The sequence below is a fragment of the Marinobacter sp. MIT932201 genome (assembly GCF_047123295.1).
Lineage (GTDB): Bacteria > Pseudomonadota > Gammaproteobacteria > Pseudomonadales > Oleiphilaceae > Marinobacter > Marinobacter salsuginis.
On sequence record NZ_CP138917.1, the window covers coordinates 1,348,860 to 1,372,998 of the forward strand.

The window sequence follows — 24,139 nt, forward strand, 5'->3', positions numbered from 1 at the left end:
TGCTCCTCCGGGTTGCGGTGGTTATCGGGCTGCAATCGCGCGATCAATGGACGCGCGGCCTGCGCCGCTGAATACCAGGGACACCGACACGGCCAGCAAGGCCAGGCCAAACTCATAGCCATTGTTACTCATGAACAGGCCGTTGCCGATATGAACGCTGAAAATGGCGACCAGCATGGCAAATGCAAGTACCGCGCTGGCAGGGCGAACCAGCAGGCCGATGATCAGTGCCAGGCCGCCGAAGAATTCCGCGCCACCGGCCAACAGGGCCATCAGGTAGCCCGGGCTCAGCCCGATGGAATCCATCCATTGCCCCGTGCCTTCCAGGCCGTAGCCGCCGAACCAGCCAAACAGTTTCTGGGCGCCGTGAGCGGCGAAAATGATACCGACGGGAATCCGGAGGGCCAATGCGCCCCAGCCTGCGTCAGTGCTGATCAGTTTGTTCAGGAATGCGTTGTTCATGATGAATCTCCTTGGGTGTGTTTTGACCGTGGGAGAACTTTACAAATATCAGTAAACGGGATAAACATGGCTTTATTGAATTAACTGTTCCGGAATTTGAGACAATGGATCGACTGTTGGAGATGCAGACGTTCTGCAACGTGGTTGAGGCCGGCAGCTTCGTCGCTGCATCAGAGAATCTGGGAATGTCCAAGGCCGCTGTCTCGCGCTATGTCAGCGAACTGGAAAGCCGTCTCGGGGTTCGGTTGTTGCAGCGGACCACCCGCCGCCTGTCTCTCACGGGGGAGGGCGAGGTGTTCTATGTCCGGTGCCGGGAATTATTGGCCGGGGTTGAGGAGGCCGAAGCAGAAATTACCGCCCGTAATGATGTCGCAAGGGGAACATTAAGGGTGAATGCGCCGGTCAGTTTCGGAATCAGCCACCTGGCACCTTTGTGGGGAAAATTTCACGCCCGCTATCCGGACGTGGAGTTGTCGATCGACCTCTCGGACCGGCTGGTGGACATCGTCGAGGAAGGCTTTGATCTGGCCATTCGGATTGCCACCCTGCAAAGCTCTACACTGGTCAGCCGAAGGATTACCTCCACCCGGTTAATAGCCTGCGCCTCGCCGGATTACGTTGCCACCCATGGCTTCCCCGTCAAACCGGATGATCTGGCCAGCCACAGGGTCATCGGCTACAGCAACTTCACCACGGGCAACGACTGGCCCTTTGAGGGCCCGGATGGCAAGACCAGTGTGCGGGTCCGGCCATGGATGTATGCCAACAACGGTGAAACCTGCTGTGCCGCTGCCGTGGCCGGGCAGGGCATCGTGCTGCAGCCCGGTTTTCTGGTGCGCAAAGACCTGGAAGCCGGGCGGCTGGTGGAGCTGATGCCTGACTATCGCTCCACCGAACTTGGCGTTTACGCCGTCTATCCCACCCGCAAGTTCGTGACGCCCAAGGTTCGAGCGCTGGTGGATTACCTGGTTTCTGCCTTTCCCGCCGCCCTGTGAGTCTGAGGGACGGAACACCGGACGCTAGGCGTCCGGTGTTTGCAGTCGCCTTCGTTCTGCACGGCGCATCAGGTACCAGGCAATAAACGCAATCAGCGATACCGCCAGAATGATTAGCGTAGCCAGCGCGTTGATCTTCGGCGAAACCCCCATCCGCACGGAGGAGAACACCACCATCGGCAGCGTGGTCGCCCCTGGCCCGGACACGAAGCTGGCAATCACCAGGTCGTCCAGGGACAGTGTGAATGCCAGCAGCCAGCCGGACACCAGCGCCGGAGCAATCACCGGCAGGGTGATCACGAAGAAGGTCTTCAGGGGCGTACAACCCAGGTCCATGGCCGCCTCCTCTATGGAGCGATCCACTTCCTGCAACCGCGCCGATACCACCACCGCCACATAGGCACTGCAGAAGGTGGTGTGGGCAATCCAGATGGTTGCCATGCCGCGGTCAACCGGCCAGCCAATGGTCTGGGCCATCTGCACGAACAGCAGCAACAGTGACAGGCCGGTTATGACCTCGGGCATAACCAGCGGCGCGGTAATCATGCTGGACAGCAGCGTGCGCCCGCGCATCTTCTTGAACCGGGTAATCACAAACGCAGACAGCGTGCCCAGGCACACCGCCATGCTGGCGGAGTAGAAGGCAATCCGCAGGCTCATCCAAACCGCCGACAGAATCTGCTCATCCCGGAACAGCTCGCCGTACCAATGGGTGGAAAATCCGGCCCAAACCGATACCAGCCGGGACGCATTGAACGAATACACGATCAGCACGAACATCGGCAGGTACAGGAACAGCAGGCCCAGAATCAGCATGACCTTTGAGAAACTGAACGAGCGTGACTTAACCATGCTTTTCCATCTCCCGGGCCTGGAACCGATGGAACAGCACAATCGGCACCAGCAGTAACAACAGCATCACGATCGCGAGGGCAGACGCCACCGGCCAGTCGCGGTTGTTGAAGAACTCCTCCCACAACACCTTGCCGATCATCAGCGTGTCCGGCCCGCCGAGCAGCTCCGGAATCACGAACTCGCCCACCGCGGGAATAAACACCAGCATCGAGCCGGCGAGGATGCCGGCCTTTGAGAGCGGCAGGGTGATGGCCCAGAAGGTGGTCAGGCTTCGGCAACCCAGGTCTGAGGCTGCTTCCAGCAGGCGCACATCCAGCTTCACCAGATTGGTGTAGATGGGCAGCACCATGAACGGCAGGTAGGCGTAGACGATGCCCAGCACCACTGCGAAGTTGGTGTTCAGCATCTTGAGGGGCTGCTCAATCAAACCCAGCCACATCAGGAAACTGTTCAGCAGCCCCTGATTGCCGAGGATGCCCATCCAGGCATAGACCCGGATCAGGAACGAGGTCCAGGAGGGCAGCATCACCATCAACAGCAACACCAGCTGCCAGTGCTTCGGGGCCCGGGCCATGGCATAGGCCATGGGGTAGCCAATCAGCAGGCACACGACGGTGGCCAGGAAGGCGGTTTTTACCGACCCCCAGTAGGCTGCGAAATACAGGCTGTCCGAGAGCAGGAACAGGTAGTTCCCGAAATTCACTACCACCGAGAAGGTGTTGTCCACCCACCGGAATACGGGCTCGTAAGGGGGAATGGCCATCACCGCCGAGGTCAGACTGATCTTCAGCACCAGCGCAAACGGCAGGAGGAAGAACAGCAGCAGCCACAGGAACGGGATACCGAACACCACCCGGCGATTGAACAGGACTGCACGCACCCGCTCGGTCAGAGGGGCGGGTAAATGTTTGCGTCTCATCGGCTCAGTTCCAGAGCAGGATGGGGCTGGAGGCTTCCCAGGATACGAATACCCTGTCGCCCCAGGTTGGCCGCTCACCACGGCGTTCCACGTTCGCCATGGTCGCCTGAACCCGTTTGCCGCTGGCCAGCTTCACGTAGTAGGACGTGATGTCACCCAGGTAGGCAATGTTGTCCACCGTACCGCAGCTCCAATTGTGCTCGCCGTCCGGTTTGTCGGCGGTCAGATAGATCTTCTCCGGACGCAGGGCAATCAGGGTTTCGGTGGTTTCCGCAGGCGTGGTTACGCCACGGTCGATGAACACCGGCGCATCCAGCAGGCTGCTGGTCAGCGTGATGCTGTCGGCCTCGTCTTCCCGGATGTGCGCCTCGAAGATATTCACAGAGCCGATGAATTCCGCCGTCATGCGGCTGTTCGGGCTCTCGTAGATGTCGATGGGCGAGCCGATCTGGGCAATACGGCCCTGGGCCATGATCGCAATACGGCTGGCCATGGTCATGGCTTCTTCCTGATCGTGGGTGACCATCAGGCAGGTGGCGCCCACGTTCTCAAGAATTTCCACCAGTTCCAGCTGCATTTCGGTGCGCAGCTTCTTGTCCAGGGCACCCATGGGCTCGTCCAGCAACAGCAGCTTGGGACGTTTGGCCAGTGAGCGGGCCAGGGCAACCCGTTGCTGCTGACCACCGGAAAGCTGCTGGGGTTTGCGCCGGGCATAGGATTCCATCTTGACCAGCTTCAGCATGGCAGCCACCCGGTCGCGGATTTCGCCCTTGGGCAGCTTGTCCTGTTTCAGGCCCATGGCAATGTTCTGCTCCACCGTCATGTGGGGGAACAGGGCATAGGACTGAAACATCATGTTGGTCGGGCGCAGGAACGGGGGTAGGGCCGTAACGTCCTGGCCGTCGAGCATGATGGTGCCGGCGTTGGGCGTTTCAAAACCTGCGAGCATGCGCAGCAGAGTAGACTTGCCGGAACCCGAGCCACCCAGAAGGGCAAAGATCTCGCCCTTGTGAATGTCCAGGTTCACATTGTCCACGGCCAGCGTGCCATCAAAGCGTTTGGAAATGCCCCGAATGCTGAGTAACACCTCCGCTTGCGCGGAGGTGTTGTTGCCGTTTTCCACCGCTCAGCGACCAGACTTCACATTGGTCCAGGTACGGGTCATCAGGCGCTGTGCGTCCTGAGGCCGGCCTTCCATGATGTACAGCTTCTTCATCACTTCGTCGGTGGGGTAGATGCTGGTATCGCCCAGAATCTCCGGGTCAACGAATTCGTTGGCCGGCTTGTTCGGGTTGGCATACCACACATAGTTGGTGATGTCGGCGATAATCTCCGGACGCATCAGGAAGTTCATCAGCTTGTGGGCGTTCTCCACGTTCGGCGCACCGGCCGGAATGGTCATCATGTCGAACCACAGCACCGCGCCTTCTTTGGGAATGGTGTAGCGGATCACGTTGCCATTTTCGGCTTCCTCGGCGCGGGCAGCGGCCTGCAGGATGTCGCCGGAGTAACCGGCAGCCACGCACAGGTCACCGTTGGCCAGGTCGCCAATGTAACGCGACGAATGGAAGTAGGTGATGTTCGGGCGAATGGCCTTGATCACCTCGCCGCCTTTCCTGATGTCGTCGGCGTTGTTGCTGTTCGGGTCCAGGCCAATGTAGGCCATGGCAGCACGAACCATTTCCTCGCCGGAATCCAGCATGGCAATACCGCAGCCGCCGGCGGCAAGCTTGCCGGTGACTTCAGGATCGAATACCAGGGCCCAGGAATCGGTGGGAGCGCTGTCACCCAGGATTTCCTGGATACGGCCTTCGTTATAGCCATAGCCGTTGGTGCCCCAGAGATAAGGCAGAGCAAACTGGCTACCCGGGTCAACCTTTTCCAGATCGTCCATCAGATCCGGGTTGAGGTTGCTCATGTTCGGCAGCTTGCTGTGGTCCAGCGCTACGAAGGCGTTGGCAGAAATCTGCTTGGCCACGTAGTGGTTGGAGGGCACAACAAGATCGTAGCCGGAACGACCGGAAAGCAGGGCGGCTTCGAGGATCTCGTTACTGTCGTAAACGTCGTAGATCACCTTGATGCCGGTTTCTTCCGTGAACTTCGCCAGGGTATCCTCGGCGATGTAATCGGACCAGTTGTAGACACGCACTTCCTCGGCGGCAAACGCGGAAGAGGCACACAGAGACAACGCAACAGAGGCGGCCAGCGCCTGTGGCTTACACAACTTCAACATTGGATGATGTCCCTCACTCAAAAGGGATAAATACAAAACGTGCAGGACGCACGCGGTGTTGTGCAGGTCTGCTGAGGGTGGCCGCAGGTGGCTGTTGTCCCGGGAAGAACCGGTCGCCGCCTTTTGACTCCTTTAAGGCTTGTCCTGGAAACGGCGGTGGGGAACCTGCCGAATTCTCGCGATATTTATCATGAGATGCGGGGTTGCGCTATAAAAATTTTACTCCGGGATTTGTGGTATGTCCCTATCTTGCCAAACACCCCGGAAAGCGGGATAAAGGAGTGTTGAAACCCCTGCGCCGGCTCCTCGGCACCAGGCCTGTTTGCGTTGTGGATGGCTTCCCTTATGGCTTCTGGTTCTTCGAGTGCCGACTCGTTCCTTCAGGCACACCCCGAACTGCAGTTTGTTGATCTGCTGATCCCGGATATGAATGGCATTGTTCGCGGCAAGCGGGTAGACCCGTCTGCTTTGGCGAAGGTGTTTGAGCGCGGTGTGGCTATGCCGGCGTCCATCTTTGCCCTGAACATTCAGGGCACTACGGTGGAAGAAACCGGCCTCGGCCTGGATATTGGCGAGGCAGACCGCGTCTGTCTGCCCATTGAAAATACCCTCACTATGGAACCCTGGCAGAAGCGGCCCACTGCGCAACTTCTGTTGACCATGTATGAGCTGGATCGCGAGACACCGTTTTTCGCAGATCCGCGGGTGGTCTTGCAGAACATCATTAAGCGCTTCGAGGAACTGGGTCTGACTCCTGTGGCGGCCTTTGAGCTGGAGTTTTACCTGATTGACCAGGAAAACCTCGCCGGTCGCCCGCAGCCGCCGAAATCACCCCTCTCTGGCAAACGCCCGGCGGGCACGCAAGCCTATTCCATTGATGATCTGGACGAATACGCAGAATTCCTGGCGGACGTGCTGGATGCCGCCCATGAGCAGGAATTGCCGGCGGATGCGCTGGTAGCCGAGTCCGCGCCCGGGCAGTTTGAGGTCAACCTGCACTACGTCGATGACGCAGTGCAAGCCTGCGACCACGCCACTCTGCTGAAGCGTCTGATCAAGAACATGGCCTACGACCATGAAATGGACACCACGTTCATGGCCAAGCCTTATCATAACCAGGCCGGCAGTGGCATGCACCTGCACGTGAGCCTGGTGGATGGCGAAGGCCGTAACGTGTTTGCCGGCGACGCCGAGCAGCCAAACGACATGCTGCGCTGGGCCGTGGGTGGATTGGTCGCCACCATGAACGACGCCATGGCCTTGTTCTGCCCCAATATCAATTCCTACCGCCGGTTCAGTCCGGAGTACTACGTGCCCAGCGCCGCCACCTGGGGCGTGGACAACCGCACTGCATCGCTGCGTCTGCCGGGCGGTGATCCGGAGGCCCTGCGGATTGAGCATCGGGTCGCCGGTGCCGATGCCAACCCGTATCTGCTGATGGCTGCGGTGCTGGCGGGTATTCACTACGGCATCTCCAACAGGATAGAGCCACCACCGGTCACCGTGGGTAATGCCCATGAACAGCACGAAGCCTCATTGGTGAATAACCTGCGGGATGCCTTGCGGGAGCTGGGGCAATCGAAAGTGATGGCCGATTATCTCGGCAGCCAGTTTCTGGATGTGTTCGTCGCCTGCAAGGAGCATGAACTGAACGAATTCGAGATGACCATCTCTGATCTCGAATATCTCTGGTACCTGCACACGGTCTGATCAATTCCGGGATAAAAAACGGCGCCTTGAAGGCGCCGTTTTTCGTTTGCCGGACTGCGCCAAACTGTTCCGAACTACTCCAGCACCAGCCAGGTGGCTTTCAGCTCCGTGTACTTGTCAAAGGCGTGCACAGATTTGTCGCGGCCGTTGCCGGACTGCTTGAAGCCACCGAAGGGTGCGGTCATATCGCCGCCGTCATAGTGGTTAATCCACACGCTGCCGGCTCGCAGGGCCTTGGCTACCCTATGTGCGGTATTGATATTGGAGGTCCACACGGCTGCGGCCAGGCCGTAGATGGAATCGTTGGCAATGGCGACGGCTTCGTCTGCGGTATCGAACCCGATGACAGAAAGCACCGGCCCGAAGATTTCCTCCGAGGCAATGCGCATCTGGTTATTCACCCCGTCAAACACCGTGGGCTGAACAAACAGGCCGCCCGTGTTTTCCAGAATCCGCTGCCCACCTTCCACCAGGTGTGCGCCCTCAGACTGCCCGATGCCGATGTAGTCGATGATCCGATCCAGCTGGGCCTGATCCACGATCGCGCCACAGGTAGTCGCCGGGTCCAGCGGGTGGCCGGGACGCCAGGTTTTCAGGGCCTCGCATATCAGCCTTACAAACTCGGCACGAATGCTGTTCTCGACCAGCAGGCGACTGCCGGCAGTGCATACCTCGCCCTGGTTGAAGGCGATGGCACTGGCCGCCTCTGAAGCGGCCTTTTTCAGGTCTGGCGCATCAGCGAAGACAATGTTGGGGCTCTTGCCACCGGCCTCCAGCCATACCCGTTTCATGTTGGATTGGCCGGCGTAGATCATCAGTTGCTTGGCCACATTCGTGGACCCGGTAAACACCAGGCAGTCCACGTCCATGTGCAGCGCCAGGGCCTTGCCCACGGTGTGACCATAGCCTGGAAGCACATTGAAAACGCCGGCGGGAACGCCCGCTTCCCCGGCCAGGGCGGCCAGGCGAATGGCGCTCAGGGGCGATTTCTCGGAGGGTTTCAGTATGACGGAATTACCAGTAGCCAGGGCCGGGGCAATTTTCCAGGCCGCCATAATCATCGGAAAGTTCCAGGGCACGATGGCCGCCACCACACCCATCGGCTCACGGGAGATCATGCCGATCTGGTTGTGGGGTGTGGGCGCAAGTTCGCCGTACACCTTGTCGATGGCCTCGGCGGTCCAGCGGATTGCCCGGGCGGTGGCCGGCACATCCACGTTTCTGGCGTGGTTGATGGGTTTACCCATATCCAGTGTTTCCAGCAGGGCAAGCTCGTCGCCGTGGGCTTCGATAAGCTCAGCGAACCGGAGCAGCACCGCCTTGCGTTTTGCCGGTGCCAGCTGGCTCCAGATGCCCGCCTCAAAGGCGGAGCGGGCAGCCATAACGGCCTGGTCGGCATCGCTCTGATCGCAACTGGCAATAGGGGCCAGCTCGCGCCCGTCAATCGGGCTGACCGAGGTAAACGTCTCGCCGTTGGCCGCCCATTGATAGGCGCCGTTCAGATAGGCGCGGCCCTCCAGAGTGAGGTTTGTGGCCAGGGCCTGCCATTCGGCCTGGCTGGTCGGTGTGGAAGAGCTGACGGGTTGATTCATGGACGCCTCGCAGGCTGTAGAGTTGAGCAATCATAGCAGCACTTTTATCCCCAGGCGCCGCCCACGATATAGGTATAAGAACGTGTCTTTCCGAACGCGCGGCGCTGGCATAGACTTCCTGCGGCGCGCATCGTTGCAGCCTGATCCTGAACGTCTCTATCACCTTTTCTGGCGTCACATAATGATCGAGTATCCCCCGGTTCCCTCGTATTACGCAGCTTCCGCCAATTCGGCCCCTGTGCGCCCGGCGCTGCGAGGGTCTTGCGAGGCCGATGTTTGCGTCGTCGGTGCCGGCTACACCGGCCTTTCGACAGCGTTGTTCCTGGCGGAAGCTGGCTTCAGGGTGGTGGTTCTGGAGGCAGCGACGGTCGGCTGGGGTGCTTCGGGGCGCAATGGCGGCCAGATCGTTAACAGCTTCAGCCGGGATCTGGACAGCATCGAAAGACAGACCTCTCAAGACCACCTGAAACTGCTGTCTGAGATGGCCTTTGAGGGCAGCCAGATCATTCGCCAGCGGGTGAAGAGTTACGGCATTCGGTGCGACCTGAAAGAAGGCGGTATTTTCGCAGCGCTCAATCCAAAGCAGCTCAGGCACCTGGAGTCTCAGCAAGCGCAGTGGCGCGGGATCGGTTACGACCAACTGGAACTGTTGGATGGGAGTGCCATCCGTTCCCGGGTTGGCACGGACCGGTATGTCGGCGGCGCCATTGATCACACCGGCGGCCACATTCATCCGCTTAATCTGGCTCTCGGCGAAGCCGCGGCCCTCGAGTCGCGCGGCGGCGTGATTCACGAGCACTCCACGGTAACGAGCATCGCCCCCGGTAAAACCGTAACCGTTAAAACCGACATGGGCGAGGTGAGGGCGCAAACGGTTGTCCTGGCGGGCAACGCCTATCTTGGCGGCCTGGTGCCGGAGCTTGGGGCCAAATCCATGCCCTGCGGCTCGCAGATTATTGCTACCGAGCCGTTGGAGGAGGCCGTTGCCAGGCAGTTGCTGCCGAACGACAACTGCGTCGAAGACTGCAACTACCTCCTGGACTACTTCCGGCTGTCGGGTGACAACCGCCTGATCTACGGCGGTGGCGTGGTCTACGGCGCCCGCGACCCGGCTAACATCGAACGGCTGATTCGCCCGAATATGCTGAAAACCTTCCCGCAACTGGCGAATGTGAAGATCGATTACGCCTGGACCGGCAATTTCCTGCTGACCCTGTCGCGCCTGCCACAGCTCGGGCGCTTGCACGAGAACGTGTTCTACTCCCAGGGTTGCTCCGGCCATGGGGTTACCTTCACACACGTGGCAGGCAAGGCATTGGCACTGGCAATCCAGGATCAGGAGGAACGGCTTGATGCGTTCGCCAGCCTGCCGCATTACCCGTTCCCGGGTGGCCGCGCCTTCCGGGTGCCGTTGACGGCGATGGGAGCCTGGTACTATGCGCTGCGGGACAGGTTGGGCGTTTGAGTCACCGGAAAACTGTGAAACGGTACCCGTTTCATCAACGTTTAAATTTGTAATCAGTCGGCCCGCTATTCGCTCCCGGCCCACAGCCGGGATTTAAGCGAATTGTGAAAAGCGGACCTAAAACAATGACCTATGCTCGGGAGTCCGGGCTCCATGCTGTAACCTTCCATCACAACGTGTATCCCTCCGTAAACGCCAATTTTCTGACGTAATCCGGCCGAAAAATCCGGAACTGGGCCGCATATAACCGAAAACTGCCGCTGTAAGATTCGCTCAAATTCGTCAAATAATTGGTGCGAAACAATGTCATATTGCGGCAAAAAACTAACGAAGCAAGGACTGCTGATTTTACCTGCGGTTGTTATGCTTTCGGGCTGCGGTCTGGACATTTCAGGTGACGAAGACACCGCCACACAGCCCTCGGTCACTGCCGAGCCGACGGTCCAGATTGCCGGCGCAGCGGTCAAGGGCGTCATCCAGCAGGGGCTGGTTGTTGCCAACCGCCTGATTGCGGACAAGGACGGCATTTACGCGCCTCAACGCCAGGCAGCGAAACCGGTGTTGACGGCAGACGATGGCAGTTACGAGTGGCAGCTCCGCGGCAAGGCCGAGGGCTGGGCGCTGGTTGAGCTCACCGCTGATGGTGGTACCCGCATGATCTGCGACGTTGTTCCCCAGTGCGATCAGGCTGGCGGCGCGGCTGTGGCGTTTGGACAGAGCATGCCCCTTGATAGCAATTTCAGCTTACGTGGTGCTGGCGACCTGCGCATGGAAACCGTAAACCTCACGCCACTGACCCACTTGGCTGTAACTCTGGCGGAGCGCAGTGGTGACGGTCTTTCACCGGTTGCCATTTCCAATGCCTACACCACAGTCGAAACCTGGTTCGGCCTTCCGGCTGGCGCCCTGCGTCTGACACCGCCGGATCTCACCAATCTGGATGAGATGACCGGCGTATCCGCTGACGCCATTCAGGTGGCGATTGCGAACGCGGCGTTCCTTGCACTGGTCAACGATAACGCCCAATGGGATTCGATTTCTGATGTGTTGGCTGATGTCAGCTCGCAGGTGAGTGCCGACGGCCAGATCAGCGTTATGGGCGATGGAACCAACGTGGCACTGGCGGATCTGGTTAGCGCCGCCGCATTGCAATCTTCCGAGCTCCAGAATGCAGTGGAATCAAGCGTCATTAGCCAGAGATTGGCCGTTGTTGAACACCGCAATGTACAGCGCTTCAAAACCATTGCCGATGTTAACGAAGAAAGCAATGCCGACGTCGCCGATTCCGGTGATACCACCGACGGAACCACTGGCGGCGATGAAACCGCTGGAACTGATTCCGGCAGCACCACTGACACCTCAACCGACACCAGCACCGATACCTCGACCGATACCTCAACAGGTTCAACCGACGAGCAGGTTGCCGGTACAACTGAGCCCGATACGTCAGGTGACTCGACGTCAGGCGGTGATACAACCACCGATACAACGACTGATACAACCACCGACGAAACCGTAGCGGACACAGGAACAGACACTGAAATCAGCGAGCCCGTCACCGAGACGACGCCTGAGGAAACCGCTCCTGCAAACACAGCACTGCTGAGCTGGACCGCGCCGCTGACCCGCGAAAATGGCGACAGCCTGGCCATGGGTGAAATTGCAGGCTTCGAGGTAGTCTACGGTACCAGCGCTGAAAACCTCGACCAGAGCCTGGCCATTGGTGACGCCTCTGTCGACGAACTGCTGGTTGATGAGCTGACTGAAGGCACCTGGTACTTCGCTATCCGTACCCTGGACACCGATGGTAATCGCAGCCGGTTGTCTGAAGTGGTCTACAAACAGATCTGATTTGGCGGTAAAAGGCAGCGACCCCCTCTGGGGGCTTCGCTGCCAGCCTGTTACTATGTGCTGGTCCATTGCTCCATACCAGGTACATCATGGCCGGTTCAGACTACTCTCGCACTCTCCTTGAAGTGATCCCTGACGCCAGAGACGGCCTTACCCGCACTGAAAGAATCATTCTTTACGTCCTGCATGAAACTCAGAAAGAGCTGAAGGGCCGCAATGTCCCGACCGCCATGCTGTATGGCAGGGTGCTGGAATATGTGGACATGAGCGATGCGGATCTTCATCTCTATCTGGACCGCCTGGGCGTAAAGGGAGACGGGATGTGACCATCGATTTCAGTCCTCTCTATCCCAAGCTGGTCAATCTCATACTCGACACGATCTTCGTGGTGGACGAGTCTGGCCAGATCGTTTTTGTCAGCGAAGCGTGCCAGCGGTTGCTCGGTTACTCGCCTTCGGAAATGATCGGAACACCGCTGCTGAACTACATTCACCCGGAAGACCAGGAGCGCACGCTGGCTGCTGCCCGCAGGGTCATGAGTGGGCACACCCACACGGATTTCGAGAATCGCTACCTGCACAGGGATGGTCATGCCGTGCATATCCTCTGGTCGGCTCGCTGGTCTGAGGAAGACCGTCTCCGGATTGCGGTGGCTCGGGATGTCACCGCATTGCGACGGGGCGACCAGACCCGCAACGCGCTCTACCGGATCTCCGAAGCAGCTCACGAGGCAGAGACGCTCCGCGATTTGTGCGATGGTGTTCATTCAATTATTGGTGAGCTTTTCCCCGAGTCCGATCTCTACCTGGGTTTCAATCAGTCGCACTCCGGTCGGCTCAGCTTGCCCGACTGGCGCACGAAGAGCGGTTGGATCGACTGGCAGGTGGCCCCGGGATCGGCTCTCGAAGACGTCATCCACACCCGTAAATCGTCTATGGCAGTGCGGAATCCGGCGCATCCGGGTTTGGGGATGCACCCTCAAACCGGCTCGGAGGTAGCCAACTGGCTGGGGGTGCCTCTGGTTTTTCACGAGTCCACCATGGGCGTCCTGGTAATTGAGCGCGGTACAGCGGCCGTGTCCTTTGATGAGGCCGACAAGTCACTGCTGGAGTTCGTGGCAACCCAGGTTGCGACGGTTGTAGAGCGCAAGCGTTCGGAAGAAAACCTCCGATTCCTGGCGCACCACGACGGGCTTACCGGTTTAACCAATCGTTCCCTGTTCTACGATCGCCTGGAAACCGCGTTGCGATCAGCCAGCCGGAACGAGGGGCGGCTGGCGCTGCTGTACCTCGATGTGAATGACTTCAAGCAGATTAACGATACGCTGGGTCATGAAGCCGGCGATGAACTGTTGATCGAGATGGCCCAGAGGCTCAGGGACTGCACCCGTGGGACAGATACCGTCGCACGGATGGGCGGCGATGAGTTTACCGTTCTGCTCACCGATGTTCATGGGCGTGAGTCAGTTGAGAATGCCATAGCCAAGATTCGCGAAATTTTGAGCTTGCCGGTTGCCATCGGTGGCAAAACGGTTCGCGTTTGCTGCAGTATCGGTTCGGCCGTGTATCCGGAGGATGGTGAAACCGCCCGGCTGCTGTTCAGCAAGGCCGACGCAGCCATGTACGCGAGCAAGCGTCAGTCAGAGTAGCGCTGGCTGCCTGCGCGAGATGTGCATGCAGCCAGCCAGACCGTGAGCGATTATTTCGCGGTAATAGTCGACATCACCAGCTTGCCGTCCTTTTTGATCGGGCCGTCTTCCTTGGCGCCCAGGGTGTATTCAAAAATACCCGTTTTCATCCCGCCGTCTTCGCTGTGAACCATCAGCATCAGCATGTCACCAGATTGCACTTCCTCGGTCAGGATGGCGGCGACGTCCATGTTCATACCTTTGCGCAACGGCGCGTGGGCGACAACAGGGCCCGGCTTCATGGATTCGTCGGTGCGGTGAACCACCAGCCACCCATTCTGCTCGGCAACCACCTTTCTGGCGGATACAACGCCGTTGGCAACAGACTGATCGTTGGTCCAGACACCGGCCTTGTGTTCAGCGGCCAATGCAGAACCGGTTGCGAAAGCGCCGGAAACGAGGGCGGCCAGAAGTGCGGAAGTTTTTGCGTGCTTGTTCATTGCGTTCTCCTGAGTGTCAGTGTTTCCCGCCCGTTGGGTTGTTTTTGGGCGGGTTAACTGCAGCTACGGGAGCCGATGCGCAAAGTTTCAGGCACGGAAGATTTTTTTGGCACCTGCCTATTAATTGTTTCCGTCGGTGGGGTAGAGGTAACCGTGAATCGCCGGTCCCGTGGGCTGTCCGGTGGGTGAGCCCCCTTCGGGCTCGACGCTGATGCCGAACGTGGCCTCCTTGAGCAGGGCAGGGTCGTAATTGCTCAACGCCCCTTCATCCAGCGCGAAATCGTTGCCCAGAACGCCCACGGAGCGGGGGTTTGGACCCAGCTCGTCGGCCTTGATCCACAACTGATAGGATTTTCCGGGTCTTGGCTCGGCGGTGACCGGCCGGATGTTGAGCCGTTGCTCCTTCAGGTCCACCGTCAGCAGGAAGGCCGGCTGCTCATCGTTGTTCTGGAAAACCGCAACAAACGACTGGGCTTGAGGCTCGGGCTGCGGCTGGAACGCCAGAATGGCCACGAGAACCAGGGCGGCCGCCGAGGCAATCGCCGTGCTCCAGCGCCAGCGGTTCAGCTGGCTGCGCAGCGCAACCACGTTGGACGTTTCGGCAGCCTCGCGAGGCGTCGATTCCACCCGGTCCAGAGCCTTCTCGATTTTTGCGAACAACGCCGGTGAGGGCTGAACGGGCTCGGTTTCCTCGGCCAGCTTACCCAGGCGCTCTTCCCATTGAAGAATCAGCGCATCTACCTCCGGGTCCTCATTGCGCCGGCTTTCAAGATAGGCCCGCTCCGAGGCTGGCAATGTGCCCAGAACGAACTCTGCAACCAGCATGTCCAGGTCGTCGCGTTCAGTCATGATTCGAGGCACCTTTTGAGCTGTTTCAGGGCGCGGTGAAGCCAGGTCTTTACCGTGTTGACCGGCTGTTCAAACTGGCTTGCCAGGTCCTCCCGGGACCATCCGTTAAGGTAGGCCAGGCGCACCATGTCCTGTCGGTCTTTTTCCAGTTGGTCGATGCAGTGATTCAGTTGATTTGCCGCCCGCTGGTCTTCCAGCTGTTCCTGAGCTGATGTCTGCCGGCCTGGCATCTCATCCAGCTCGTCGCTGTTCGTGGTGCGTCCGGCGGGGTGTTTGCGCAGCTCATCAATGGCGCCGTTACGGGCAATCGACACCAGCCAGGTAATCGGCGAGGATTTGCCGTCCTGAAACTGCTTGGCTTTTTGCCAGATTTTGAGATAACTGTCCTGGATAACATCGTCTGCCCACCCTCTGTCTCTGAGGATACGCAACACGGTGCCCAGAAGTTTCGGGGCAGTTGCCTGGTAGAGGAGGGCGAAAGCCTGGCGGTCTTTCTGAGCCACGCGGTGAATCAGCTCAGCAATACGCTCAGTTGTCTCTGAGGGCGACTGCGAACTCGTAGCGCCGATGGCGTTGTCTGGCGGCTGATGGGAGTCAGGCTTCATGGGGCCTCAGGCTCTGATGTCTGATCAGCAGGTTACTGGTTGGTGCGCCGCTGCTCAACAGGAATTTACCAGCAGGCTGTTACCGGTTATGGCAGGGTAGACTATAGTCAGGCCTGATTCAGTGTTTGGAAAACAGGGACCTTATACTGTGACATCCCCGGTCAACGAATTTGAGCCAGCCGATATCCATCTCCTCACGGGCATGCTGGATACCATGTCTGATCATGTGTTCCTGCTGCGGCTTGAGGGTGAGCGATACCGGCTTGTCTACTGCAACGACGCCATGGACAAGTTCATGAACCAGGCCGAAGCAATGCTTCACGGTCGTTTCCTGGATGAAATAATTCCAGACTCAGAGCTTTATCAGCGGATTGTTGATAACTATACCCGCGCCATTGCGGCCGGCCACATGATCCGTTACGAAGAGACCACCGAAGGCTTCGACCCTGCGCCGATGACCATCTTCGAAACCAGTATTTCACCGCTGCTGGGCAAGGATGGCAGCACGGTGTATATCTGCGGCATCTCCCGGGATATAACCGCCCGGCGCAATGCCGAAGTGGCGTTGAAAAAGACCAACGAATCCCTGGAGCTTCAGCTGGTTGAGAACCGTCGCCTTCAGCAGCAGCTGCAGGAAGAGGCTATCCGGGATCCGCTGACCAATCTGTTTAACCGGCGCTACCTCCTGGAGAGTCTCAACCGCGAGCTGAGCAGGGCGCAGCGTGAGCACTACCCGGTCACCCTGATGATGGTGGATCTTGATCACTTCAAACAGCTGAACGACGAACATGGCCACGCTGCGGGCGATCAGGTGCTCGTGGAGTTCAGTCGGCTGCTGTCCCATGGCATGCGCAAGGAGGACGTGGTTTGTCGGTGGGGCGGAGAGGAATTCCTGATCATGATGCCGGGGCTCTCACTGACCGATGCGCACCAGCGAATGATGGAATGGCGTCGAGAGAACAGCCCCATGGAACTGACTCTTGGCGACCTGTATCTGGTTGTCCGCTTCTCGTCCGGCCTGGCCACCGCGCCGGAGCATGGCTCTAACCCGGAGGATCTGATCAACGCGACCGATGAGGCCCTTTACATGGCCAAGAAAGGCGGGCGCGATCAGCTTCGGTTGTCCGGTCAGCCGGGAATAGTCGATTCGCTCGAATAAAACATCCTGCTCAAGCCAAGCCCTGTTGCTTGCGCCACCGCACCGGCGGCATGCCCGTCCAGCGACGGAATGCGCGGTAAAAGGTACTTGCCTCGGCAAAGCCCAGCGCTTCGGCGATTTCCGGCAGGGAATAGGTGGAATCGGCAACCGCCTGCAGAGCCTTTTCGCGGCGTACGTCGTCAACAAGCCCATCAAATGTCTTGCCCTGTTCACGGAGCCGCCGGGCCAGGCTGCGTTCGCTGATGCCAAGGGCTTCCGCTGCGTCTGCCCGGCGAGGCAGAACCGGCCCTATCCGGGCGGTGAGCCATCTGCGTATTTCCGGCACCGAGGCACTGTTGATGGAAAGCGCGGCCAGGCGGGCGGTTGTGTAGCGCTCGTGCACCTGCGCCAGCTGAGGGTCGGCCTGAGGCAGGGGCTGGTCCAGAACGCTATTGTCCACCAGCACTCCGCTGAACGCCTGCTCGAACTCTACCGGGCAGTTGAATACCGTCTGATACCTCGCCAACGGCCCCAGCCGCGGTTGGCTGAATTGCACCCGGGCCGGTTGCATCCGGGTTCCCGTAACCCAGCTCCCGAAGCCCACCACCGAGGCCAGCACCGCCTCGATCTGATGCGGACTGAATGCCAGCAGGCCCTGCCTGGGATGGTAAACCAGCCAGGTGGCCGCGTTGCCGGCAACAACCTGGAAACGCCCGCCATCGGAGATCAGCCGCTGGAAACGCTGCACCATCACGATGGCCTCCCGCAGGGTGGCTGCGGCCTGCAGCGCAAACCCGACGCCGCTGATACTCATGGGAGAAAACTCGGCACCCACTTTCAGGCCAAAGCCCGGGTCGCCGGTGCAGCGTTCGGCGGCGTGCCAGAGCCGGGTAATGTCGTCAATCGGCCAGCGTTCCAGCTCGCAGGCGGAGTGCGCAATACCTGCCGCGGCCAGCAGTTGCTCGGCCGTTACCGACAGCCTCTCTGCAGCACCGATCACGGTGTTGACCCAGCCAATGGAAACCGTGGCCTCTAACGTCAATTTTGTTGGCCTCTGAAGTCAATTTTAAAGCCATGGTACCGGTATATCTTTAAAGCTGACAACTCATTGCGATCAGGTCGGATGCGATATGGCCAAGGTAATTTCCTCAGATATTCTGGTAGTCGGTGGAGGGCTGGCTGGGATTGTCGCCGCCCTGGAAGGCCTGCGCGCCGGCAAGTCCGTTGTCCTGGCAGACCGGGATACCGAAGAGCGCATGGGAGGCCTGGCCCTGTGGGCCTTTGGCGGCATGATGCTGGTGGGCACGCCGCTGCAGAAGCGTATGAAGATTGCAGACACACCAGAGATTGCCCTGGAAGACTGGCTGAGCTTTGGCGAGCTGGCCCCCGACGATGAATTGCCCCTGCAATGGGCCCGTTACTACGTTGAGCATTCACGCTCCGAGGTTTACGACTGGCTCAGCAACGAAGGCATCAAATTTCTGCCCGCCGTGAACTGGGTTGAGCGCGGCCGTTTCGGCGATGGGAATCGTTTGCCCCGGTACCATGTGGTGTGGGGCACCGCCCGGGAACTGGTCCGCTGCCTGATGACCGCGCTGCACCGGGAGAACACCAGCGGAAAGCTCACGCTGCTGCACCAGCATCGCATTACCGAACTGGACCACGAAGCGGGAAAAGTCAGCGGCGCCCTGGCTATCAACGAGGCCACGGGAGAGGAAGTTCGCTTCGCGGCGTCGGCCGTGGTGCTGGCCACTGGCGGCATCAACGGCAGCCACAAGGAATGCCGCGCGAACTGGCCGGTTGATCGCCCGCAACCCACCCGCATGCTGAATGGTGCCCACCCCTATGCCGATGGCCGCATGCATCACTGGGTGGCCGACACCCTCGGAGGCCGGATTACCCACGCCGGCGAAATGTGGAACTACGCGGCCGGCTTCCCGCATCCGTACCCCCATTTTCCGGGCCACGGCCTGTCCACCATTCCCTGTAAATCGGCCCTGTGGCTGAACCACCGGGGTGAACGGATTGGCCCGGAACCCCTGGTGACCGGCTTCGATACCCACTGGCTGTGCCAGCGCGTGGCCGAGCAGGAAAAGCCCTGGACCTGGCACCTGCTTAACTGGCGCATCGCCGCCAAGGAATTTGCCATCTCGGGCGCCGAGCATAATGCCCGCATCCGGGATAAACAGTTCCCCCAGTTTGTGAAAGAGCTGTTGCTGGGCAACCACGCCCTGATTCGGCAGATGCAGCATGAAAGCCGGGCCTTCCTGGTGGCCGACAGCCTGACGGATCTGGCCGGCAAGATGAACGCGCTGACCTGCTCCAACGACATCAACCCGGCCACACTCAAGGCCACCGCCGATGCTTTTGATGCCAATTTCACCGCAGGCACCAGCCTCCACGACGATCCCCAAATCCGCATGATCCAGCATGCCAGGGAATGGAAGCCGGACCGCCTGCGCACCTGCAAGCCGGCCCCGCTGCAGAAACCGGGCGCCGGCCCCTACATCGCCATCCGTATGCAGCTGATTACCCGCAAGAGCCTGGGTGGCCTGCAAACCGACCTGCAAAGCCGCGTTCTCAATGGCCATGGGCAGCCGGTGGGCGGCCTCTACTGTGTTGGCGAGGCAGCCGGCTTCGGTGGCGGTGGTGCTAATGGCAAACGATCCCTGGAAGGCACCTTCCTGCCTGGTTGCATCATGACCGCCCGCGCAGCGGTGCGCTCTATTGTGGCCGGAGGCTGAACCCCGTGGGCAAATCATTCAACCGAAACCCTGAACCCGGAAAGCTTGGAGAACAACAATGACAAACGGCGCTCAAGCCCTGATGAAAACCCTGGTGGACGCCGGTGTTGAGGTTTGCTTCAGCAACCCCGGCACCAGTGAAATGCACTTTGTGGCGGCCCTGGACGACGAGCCCAAAATGCGGGCGGTGCTTGCCCTGTTCGAGGGTGTCGCCACCGGCGCCGCCGACGGCTACGCGCGCATGGCCGACAAGCCTGCCGCCACCCTTTTGCACCTGGGCTGCGGGCTGGGCAACGGCCTGGCCAACCTGCACAACGCCCGCAAGGGCAAGGTACCGGTGCTGAACATTGTGGGCGACCACGCCACCTACCACGTGAAATACGATGCCCAGCTGCAGTCTGATATCGAGACCGTTGCCCGCAACGTCTCCCCGGGGTTTGTCCGAACCGCCAAGAGCACTGAAACCCTGTGCCAGGATGCCGCCGAAGCCATTGCCGCTGCCCAGACCGCGCCCGGGCAAGTCGCCACACTGATACTTCCTGCGGATGTGTCCTGGGGAGAGGGCGGTGTGCCCAGTGCACCCATGGCGCCGCCGACACCGGAGCCGGCAGACGACGCCACGGTGGAAGCTATTGCCAAGGCCATCCGTTCGGGCAAGAAGACTGCTTTGTTGATGGGCGGTCATTCCCTGCGTGAACCCAGCATGCTGTCGGCCGCCAAACTGGCTGCGCACAGCGGCGTTACCCTACTGGCGGAAACCTTCCCCACCCGCATGGAGCGGGGTGCCGGCCTGCCCTATATCGAACGGATCGCCTACCTGGCCGAACTGGCCACGGTGCAGCTTACCGACATCGAACAACTGATCCTGGTGGATTCAAAAGCGCCGGTGTCCTTCTTCGCCTACCCCGGCAAGAAGAGCTACCTGGTGCCGGACACCTGCGAGGTTCACACCCTGGTGGCTCCCGATCAGGTTATCCTGGCCAGCCTGAACAAGCTCAACGACGCCGTTGGCGCCAGCCAGGCCGAGCCGAAGCTGCAGCCGGCGAAACGCCCAGGCCGGCCACGGGGCAAGCTCACTGCCGAGAAAGTCTGCAAAGCGGTGGGTGAGCTGATGCCCGAGAACGCCATCATAGTGGACGAGGGCATTACCTCCAGCCTGATGCTCTCGATGATGACCGCCGGAGCGCCCCGGCACGACATGCTGACCCTCACCGGCGGCGCCATCGGCCAGGGCTTGCCCAACGCCGTGGGTGCTGCCGTGGCCTGCCCGGACCGGCCGGTGATCGCCCTGATTGGCGACGGCACCGCCATGTACACCATCCAGGCCCTGTGGACCATGGCCCGGGAACAACTGAATGTAACGTCCATCATCTTCAACAACGCCTCCTACTCCGTGCTCAACATCGAGCTGGAGCGTGTAGGCGCGGAAGAAGCCGGCGACAAAGCCAAATCCCAGCTGGACCTGCGCGGCCCGGTGATCAACTTCGCGGAAATGGCCAACGGAATGGGTGTTCACGGTGTGCGGGTACACACCGCCGAGGAAATGGCAAAAGCCCTAGAATACGCCCAGAGAATGCCGGGGCCTCACCTTATCGAAGCCGTGATCCCGGAATCCCTGAGCGGGGTAAAGCGCCGGATACTGCCCTGGATGCTGCGCTCATTGCCCAGCCTGCCGCTGTCGGTTTCCAAGGCATTGAAGCGCAAGCTCGCCCCCTGACAAGGGAAGAACCGTTCAGCCCGGTCGCTTGGCCGGGCTCACTCTCTCTGCCAGCGCCTCGGCAATGTACCGGTAGCCCCTCTGGCCGGGGTGATAGCCATCAGCGGCTAGAAGCGCCGGGTCGGTCACCACTGGATAGTCCAGGTAGGTGAAGTCTTCCGGAAATTGTTGCGCCAGTTGGATGTAGAGGTTATCCAGCTGCCGGGCCCGCCACCCCATCACATACCGAAGCGGCGAGGGTAGCGCGGTAAACAGGTGCATGGGTGGCACGCTAAGGAGCAGAATGGGCCCTGAATATCGCGTCGCAAGCAATCGACGCAATGCCCGCAGCTGCTGACGGAAACGAAAGCGGGGCGTGAACCCCGTGGTGTCGTTTACCCCCATACTCAGCAGCACCACATCCGCTTCTGGCAGTTCGGCGGTTTCCAGCTCGCTCAGCAATGCACCCAGGCGAATACCGTTTACCCCGAAGGTGTGCCAGGCAGTGGTCTGGCCGGTGCGCTCGTGAATCTGCTTCGCCAACTGGCTGGCCAGGCCCTGATCGTGGGTTTCAACACCCACGCCGGCCGCCGTGGATTCGCCAATCACCAGGATTCGGCTGGCTGGATTGCCTTCACCGTACTGACCGGAAGGAGAGCCACCGGCCTCCGGCAACCTGGGCGTTGTGCGGCGGGTCTTCTTGCCCTGGTAGAGTAGTACCGGAAAGAGCAGGGCGGTTGTCAGCCAGAATGGAAGGTGCATTGGAAGTCTCCTGATCTACCGGCAGGCTAGTGAGCGACTGACTTTGAAAACAGATTTATTACCGCAACACCGGTGATAATCAGCGCCATACCTATCACAGTGGCGGCATCCAGAGCCTGCCCGTAAATGAGCCAGCCGATGAGTGCTACCAGCACAACGCCCATCCCCGCCCAGATGGCATAGGCCACGCCTACGGGAATTTCCTTCAGGGTCAGCGACAGGAAGTAAAAGGCAATCGTATAGCCGGCAATCACCAGCAGGCTGGGCCAGAGTTTGGTGAACCCTTCACTGGCTTTCAGGCCGGTGGTGGCAATCACTTCCGCTACGATGGCAACGCCCAGAAAAATCCAGCTCTTCACAACTGACACACTCCTGTTGGTTAAAACCGCCCTGCGATTACAGGGGTACTCTTTGGGCGGTGGAGTCTATCAAAAACCAGGCTGAACGCGCGCGGGCTTAGCCCGGCCAGAGCGGTGGCCATTGGCCGTGGGTCTTCTCGAATTGTTCGATCGGCTCGCTGCGGTAACCACTGGCGTAGCGTTCTCTCACGCTTGGATGGACCCAGGTTCGGTTGGTCTCGGGCGGCGGTATCTTGCGCACCAGCTTGCCCAGCAGCTTGTACTTGCCCTTGTATTCGTTGTGCTGGGCGGCGTTGGGGTGGGTTATGCTGGGCAGGGAATCGTTGAATACCAGAGCCTGTTTTTGCGCTTCTGCCTTCAGCCACAGCAGGGGAATATCGGCCAGTGTGCGACCCTGTTTGTCTGGCCCATAACCGCCACCGACGTCCGAGTGCACGCCAGCAAACCACACCTGCTCCAGATCCGTGCCATCGCGCGGGTCCCAGAGCGTGGGCTCGAAATCCTCCCGCTGCTCGTCCAGCGAGAGGGCGTGGCGGGCGACACGAATGTTACTGCCTATCTTACAATCGTAGAACAGGTCCCGATCCTTGATCAGGCCGAAAAAAGTAAAAGGCAGGCCCAGTGCGCCCACGGTATCCCACACCCCGACAAACCGAATGGGCGTGCGCTGCTCCAGGGAATACTTCGCCTTCCAGGCCATGGAGTGGTCGCCGTTGGCCTTGTGCTTCTTGGTTTTGTAGAGCTTGAAGGCCTCCTCGATCCGGCTGCCGTGGTCTTTTCGCAGAATGCTGCAGTTATTGATCATCCCGCACAGGCTGCGGGCCGTGTAGGCGCCGCGGCTGAAGCCGAACAGGAAAATCTCGTCACCCGGCTCGTAGTTGTGCACCAGAAACCGGTAACCGTCCATCACGTTCTTCTCCAGCCCGTACCCGGTGGCACCAGCCCTTAGTGAATCGTGGTAGGAGCCAATGCCCCAGTCGTAAAACACCACCTGCTCCACCCCGTTACCGTCGGTAGGCTGGATGGCGCGGGCAAATTGCAGAACGTTGGTGGGGTAATCCTCGCCGAGGATTTCCTCCGGGCGGTTCCAGGTGCCATCAAAGCAGACAGCAATGCGTTTCATGGGAAAGACCTCCTGTCGTTTTTGTTCCTCGTTGCCCCGCCTGTAAACCAGGGAGCAACTTTGCCCACTCTCCGGCGGATGGAAACGGCCGGTACATCCTGTTTGGTGGGTATAGATGAGTATCTCAGGGATGTGAGTGCGAGGATAGTGCCACGACCCAGGGTGCCGGAGTTATACGAACGCGTTCGCAAAACTCCAGAAACCGTGTGAGAAATGTCGGTAACTATCTGATAGGGTTAAAAAGTTGGAAAAGGATGGGTGGAGTTATACGCCCACGGTAGGAGCAGGAGTGGCTCAAACAAGGGCGTATAACTCCGGCGGTAGCCGTGGCAAAGGGTGCTTAAGGGCCTGTTTTTATTCAACAAAATCATATCCTGTTGAGCGGTTTTGAATGGAGTTTTACGAACGGGTGATATACGAACGCATTCGTATAAATAGCTGTTAAATTTATTATTGCAGAACCCGTGGCGTATGGATAAAATTGAGTTGCGGTTGGAAACAATCTATGGCGGGCTGCCTTACTGCGGTGCGCTGAGCATTGTGCTCTTTCCGCCGCCTTTCCTTTTTCCCTCCCTTCTCCTAACATCTACTCTCGCTTGTTATTCAGGGAGTTATTGATGTTTTTGCTATACGCCGATGAGTCTGGCACGCCCG

General features: G+C 59.6%; 22 protein-coding genes. 9 read left to right on the forward strand and 13 right to left on the reverse strand.

Features of this window, described 5'->3' with window-relative positions; genetic code table 11:
• Positions 1-21: 21 nt before the first annotated feature.
• Positions 22-462: a DoxX family protein gene (locus tag SIC15_RS06170; protein ID WP_069184250.1), complete on the reverse strand. Its 441-nt coding sequence runs from the start codon at positions 460-462 to the stop codon at positions 22-24.
• A gap of 104 nt (positions 463-566) precedes the next feature.
• On the opposite strand from SIC15_RS06170, the gene SIC15_RS06175 reads away from it, so the two are divergent.
• Entirely contained in the window at positions 567-1,457 is an 891-nt protein-coding gene (locus SIC15_RS06175) for a LysR family transcriptional regulator (RefSeq protein WP_412537267.1), read from the forward strand.
• Positions 1,458-1,481: 24 nt separating this feature from the next.
• Here SIC15_RS06175 and SIC15_RS06180 read toward each other — a convergent pair whose 3' ends face one another.
• Genes SIC15_RS06180 through SIC15_RS06195 form a run of 4 tightly spaced genes read right to left on the reverse strand, consistent with a single transcriptional unit; the run spans position 1,482 to position 5,464 of the window.
• Positions 1,482-2,309: an ABC transporter permease subunit gene (locus tag SIC15_RS06180; RefSeq protein WP_412537268.1), complete on the reverse strand. Its 828-nt coding sequence runs from the start codon at positions 2,307-2,309 to the stop codon at positions 1,482-1,484.
• Positions 2,302-3,231, reverse strand: coding sequence for an ABC transporter permease subunit (locus SIC15_RS06185; protein ID WP_412537269.1), 930 nt, complete (start codon positions 3,229-3,231; stop codon positions 2,302-2,304). Before SIC15_RS06185 ends, SIC15_RS06180 begins: the two co-directional genes overlap by 8 nt.
• 4 nt (positions 3,232-3,235) lie before the next feature.
• Complete coding sequence (potA, locus tag SIC15_RS06190; protein WP_412537270.1) at positions 3,236-4,354, reverse strand: polyamine ABC transporter ATP-binding protein; 1,119 nt, start codon at positions 4,352-4,354, stop codon at positions 3,236-3,238.
• Positions 4,355-4,357: 3 nt separating this feature from the next.
• Positions 4,358-5,464 carry a polyamine ABC transporter substrate-binding protein gene (locus SIC15_RS06195; protein WP_412537271.1) on the reverse strand — a complete coding sequence of 369 codons (1,107 nt, stop codon included), beginning with the start codon at positions 5,462-5,464 and terminating at the stop codon, positions 4,358-4,360.
• A 345-nt stretch (positions 5,465-5,809) separates the two neighbouring features.
• Here SIC15_RS06195 and SIC15_RS06200 point away from each other — a divergent pair, with 345 nt between their 5' ends.
• Positions 5,810-7,174 (forward strand): glutamine synthetase family protein, encoded by a 1,365-nt coding sequence (locus SIC15_RS06200; RefSeq protein WP_412537272.1) that lies wholly within the window; start codon positions 5,810-5,812, stop codon positions 7,172-7,174.
• Between the two features lie 74 nt (positions 7,175-7,248).
• On the opposite strand, the gene SIC15_RS06205 is transcribed toward SIC15_RS06200, so the two are convergent.
• Positions 7,249-8,766, reverse strand: a complete 1,518-nt coding sequence (locus tag SIC15_RS06205; protein ID WP_412537273.1) for an aldehyde dehydrogenase — start codon at positions 8,764-8,766, stop codon at positions 7,249-7,251.
• 184 nt (positions 8,767-8,950) lie between these two features.
• On the opposite strand from SIC15_RS06205, the gene SIC15_RS06210 reads away from it, so the two are divergent.
• The 4 genes from SIC15_RS06210 to SIC15_RS06225 all read left to right on the forward strand — a co-directional run bounded on the left by SIC15_RS06210 (position 8,951) and on the right by SIC15_RS06225 (position 13,730).
• Positions 8,951-10,231 carry an NAD(P)/FAD-dependent oxidoreductase gene (locus SIC15_RS06210; RefSeq protein WP_412537595.1) on the forward strand — a complete coding sequence of 427 codons (1,281 nt, stop codon included), beginning with the start codon at positions 8,951-8,953 and terminating at the stop codon, positions 10,229-10,231.
• A gap of 363 nt (positions 10,232-10,594) precedes the next feature.
• Positions 10,595-12,082, forward strand: coding sequence for a hypothetical protein (locus SIC15_RS06215; protein ID WP_412537274.1), 1,488 nt, complete (start codon positions 10,595-10,597; stop codon positions 12,080-12,082).
• Between the two features lie 89 nt (positions 12,083-12,171).
• On the forward strand, positions 12,172-12,408 hold the full coding sequence (locus SIC15_RS06220) for a hypothetical protein (protein WP_412537275.1): 237 nt from the start codon (positions 12,172-12,174) through the stop codon (positions 12,406-12,408).
• Positions 12,405-13,730 carry a sensor domain-containing diguanylate cyclase gene (locus tag SIC15_RS06225; protein ID WP_008175873.1) on the forward strand — a complete coding sequence of 442 codons (1,326 nt, stop codon included), beginning with the start codon at positions 12,405-12,407 and terminating at the stop codon, positions 13,728-13,730. Before SIC15_RS06220 ends, SIC15_RS06225 begins: the two co-directional genes overlap by 4 nt.
• Positions 13,731-13,780: 50 nt before the next feature.
• On the opposite strand, the gene SIC15_RS06230 is transcribed toward SIC15_RS06225, so the two are convergent.
• From SIC15_RS06230 to SIC15_RS06240, 3 genes are all read right to left on the reverse strand, one after another.
• Complete coding sequence (locus SIC15_RS06230; protein WP_219122842.1) at positions 13,781-14,209, reverse strand: hypothetical protein; 429 nt, start codon at positions 14,207-14,209, stop codon at positions 13,781-13,783.
• Between the two features lie 120 nt (positions 14,210-14,329).
• Positions 14,330-15,058, reverse strand: a complete 729-nt coding sequence (locus SIC15_RS06235) for an anti-sigma factor domain-containing protein (RefSeq protein WP_008175870.1) — start codon at positions 15,056-15,058, stop codon at positions 14,330-14,332.
• Positions 15,055-15,663, reverse strand: coding sequence for a sigma-70 family RNA polymerase sigma factor (locus tag SIC15_RS06240; RefSeq protein ID WP_412537276.1), 609 nt, complete (start codon positions 15,661-15,663; stop codon positions 15,055-15,057). Before SIC15_RS06240 ends, SIC15_RS06235 begins: the two co-directional genes overlap by 4 nt.
• Before the next feature lie 148 nt (positions 15,664-15,811).
• On the opposite strand from SIC15_RS06240, the gene SIC15_RS06245 reads away from it, so the two are divergent.
• Positions 15,812-16,822, forward strand: a complete 1,011-nt coding sequence (locus tag SIC15_RS06245) for a diguanylate cyclase (protein ID WP_412537277.1) — start codon at positions 15,812-15,814, stop codon at positions 16,820-16,822.
• A gap of 10 nt (positions 16,823-16,832) precedes the next feature.
• Here SIC15_RS06245 and SIC15_RS06250 read toward each other — a convergent pair whose 3' ends face one another.
• Entirely contained in the window at positions 16,833-17,843 is a 1,011-nt protein-coding gene (locus SIC15_RS06250; protein ID WP_412537278.1) for an AraC family transcriptional regulator ligand-binding domain-containing protein, read from the reverse strand.
• A gap of 88 nt (positions 17,844-17,931) precedes the next feature.
• Here SIC15_RS06250 and SIC15_RS06255 point away from each other — a divergent pair, with 88 nt between their 5' ends.
• Together SIC15_RS06255 and SIC15_RS06260 are read left to right on the forward strand one after the other, a co-directional pair.
• Complete coding sequence (locus SIC15_RS06255) at positions 17,932-19,545, forward strand: FAD-dependent oxidoreductase (RefSeq protein ID WP_412537279.1); 1,614 nt, start codon at positions 17,932-17,934, stop codon at positions 19,543-19,545.
• A 58-nt stretch (positions 19,546-19,603) separates the two neighbouring features.
• A complete protein-coding gene (locus tag SIC15_RS06260) occupies positions 19,604-21,262 on the forward strand; it encodes an acetolactate synthase large subunit (protein ID WP_412537280.1) in 1,659 nt (552 codons plus the stop codon).
• A 15-nt stretch (positions 21,263-21,277) separates the two neighbouring features.
• Here the strand turns inward: SIC15_RS06260 and SIC15_RS06265 are convergent, their stop codons facing one another.
• From SIC15_RS06265 to SIC15_RS06275, 3 genes are all read right to left on the reverse strand, one after another.
• Positions 21,278-22,003 carry an SGNH/GDSL hydrolase family protein gene (locus SIC15_RS06265; protein WP_412537281.1) on the reverse strand — a complete coding sequence of 242 codons (726 nt, stop codon included), beginning with the start codon at positions 22,001-22,003 and terminating at the stop codon, positions 21,278-21,280.
• 26 nt (positions 22,004-22,029) lie between these two features.
• Entirely contained in the window at positions 22,030-22,362 is a 333-nt protein-coding gene (locus SIC15_RS06270; RefSeq protein WP_008175853.1) for an SMR family transporter, read from the reverse strand.
• A gap of 97 nt (positions 22,363-22,459) precedes the next feature.
• Positions 22,460-23,485: a DUF2235 domain-containing protein gene (locus SIC15_RS06275; protein ID WP_412537282.1), complete on the reverse strand. Its 1,026-nt coding sequence runs from the start codon at positions 23,483-23,485 to the stop codon at positions 22,460-22,462.
• Between the last annotated feature and the right edge of the window lie 654 nt (positions 23,486-24,139).

What these genes read in the sequence shown, in the direction of transcription:
- SIC15_RS06195 (WP_412537271.1), bottom strand. Translation starts at nt 5,464, where the DNA reads ATGTTGAAGTTGTGTAAGCCACAGGCGCTGGCCGCCTCTGTTGCGTTG.
- SIC15_RS06200 (WP_412537272.1), top strand. Translation starts at nt 5,810, where the DNA reads ATGGCTTCTGGTTCTTCGAGTGCCGACTCGTTCCTTCAGGCACACCCC.
- SIC15_RS06235 (WP_008175870.1), bottom strand. Translation starts at nt 15,058, where the DNA reads ATGACTGAACGCGACGACCTGGACATGCTGGTTGCAGAGTTCGTTCTG.
- SIC15_RS06240 (WP_412537276.1), bottom strand. Translation starts at nt 15,663, where the DNA reads ATGAAGCCTGACTCCCATCAGCCGCCAGACAACGCCATCGGCGCTACG.
- SIC15_RS06255 (WP_412537279.1), top strand. Translation starts at nt 17,932, where the DNA reads ATGGCCAAGGTAATTTCCTCAGATATTCTGGTAGTCGGTGGAGGGCTG.
- SIC15_RS06175 (WP_412537267.1), top strand. Translation starts at nt 567, where the DNA reads ATGGATCGACTGTTGGAGATGCAGACGTTCTGCAACGTGGTTGAGGCC.
- SIC15_RS06180 (WP_412537268.1), bottom strand. Translation starts at nt 2,309, where the DNA reads ATGGTTAAGTCACGCTCGTTCAGTTTCTCAAAGGTCATGCTGATTCTG.
- SIC15_RS06260 (WP_412537280.1), top strand. Translation starts at nt 19,604, where the DNA reads ATGACAAACGGCGCTCAAGCCCTGATGAAAACCCTGGTGGACGCCGGT.
- SIC15_RS06170 (WP_069184250.1), bottom strand. Translation starts at nt 462, where the DNA reads ATGAACAACGCATTCCTGAACAAACTGATCAGCACTGACGCAGGCTGG.
- SIC15_RS06265 (WP_412537281.1), bottom strand. Translation starts at nt 22,003, where the DNA reads ATGCACCTTCCATTCTGGCTGACAACCGCCCTGCTCTTTCCGGTACTA.
- SIC15_RS06185 (WP_412537269.1), bottom strand. Translation starts at nt 3,231, where the DNA reads ATGAGACGCAAACATTTACCCGCCCCTCTGACCGAGCGGGTGCGTGCA.
- SIC15_RS06215 (WP_412537274.1), top strand. Translation starts at nt 10,595, where the DNA reads ATGCTTTCGGGCTGCGGTCTGGACATTTCAGGTGACGAAGACACCGCC.
- SIC15_RS06275 (WP_412537282.1), bottom strand. Translation starts at nt 23,485, where the DNA reads ATGAAACGCATTGCTGTCTGCTTTGATGGCACCTGGAACCGCCCGGAG.
- SIC15_RS06230 (WP_219122842.1), bottom strand. Translation starts at nt 14,209, where the DNA reads ATGAACAAGCACGCAAAAACTTCCGCACTTCTGGCCGCCCTCGTTTCC.
- SIC15_RS06205 (WP_412537273.1), bottom strand. Translation starts at nt 8,766, where the DNA reads ATGAATCAACCCGTCAGCTCTTCCACACCGACCAGCCAGGCCGAATGG.
- SIC15_RS06220 (WP_412537275.1), top strand. Translation starts at nt 12,172, where the DNA reads ATGGCCGGTTCAGACTACTCTCGCACTCTCCTTGAAGTGATCCCTGAC.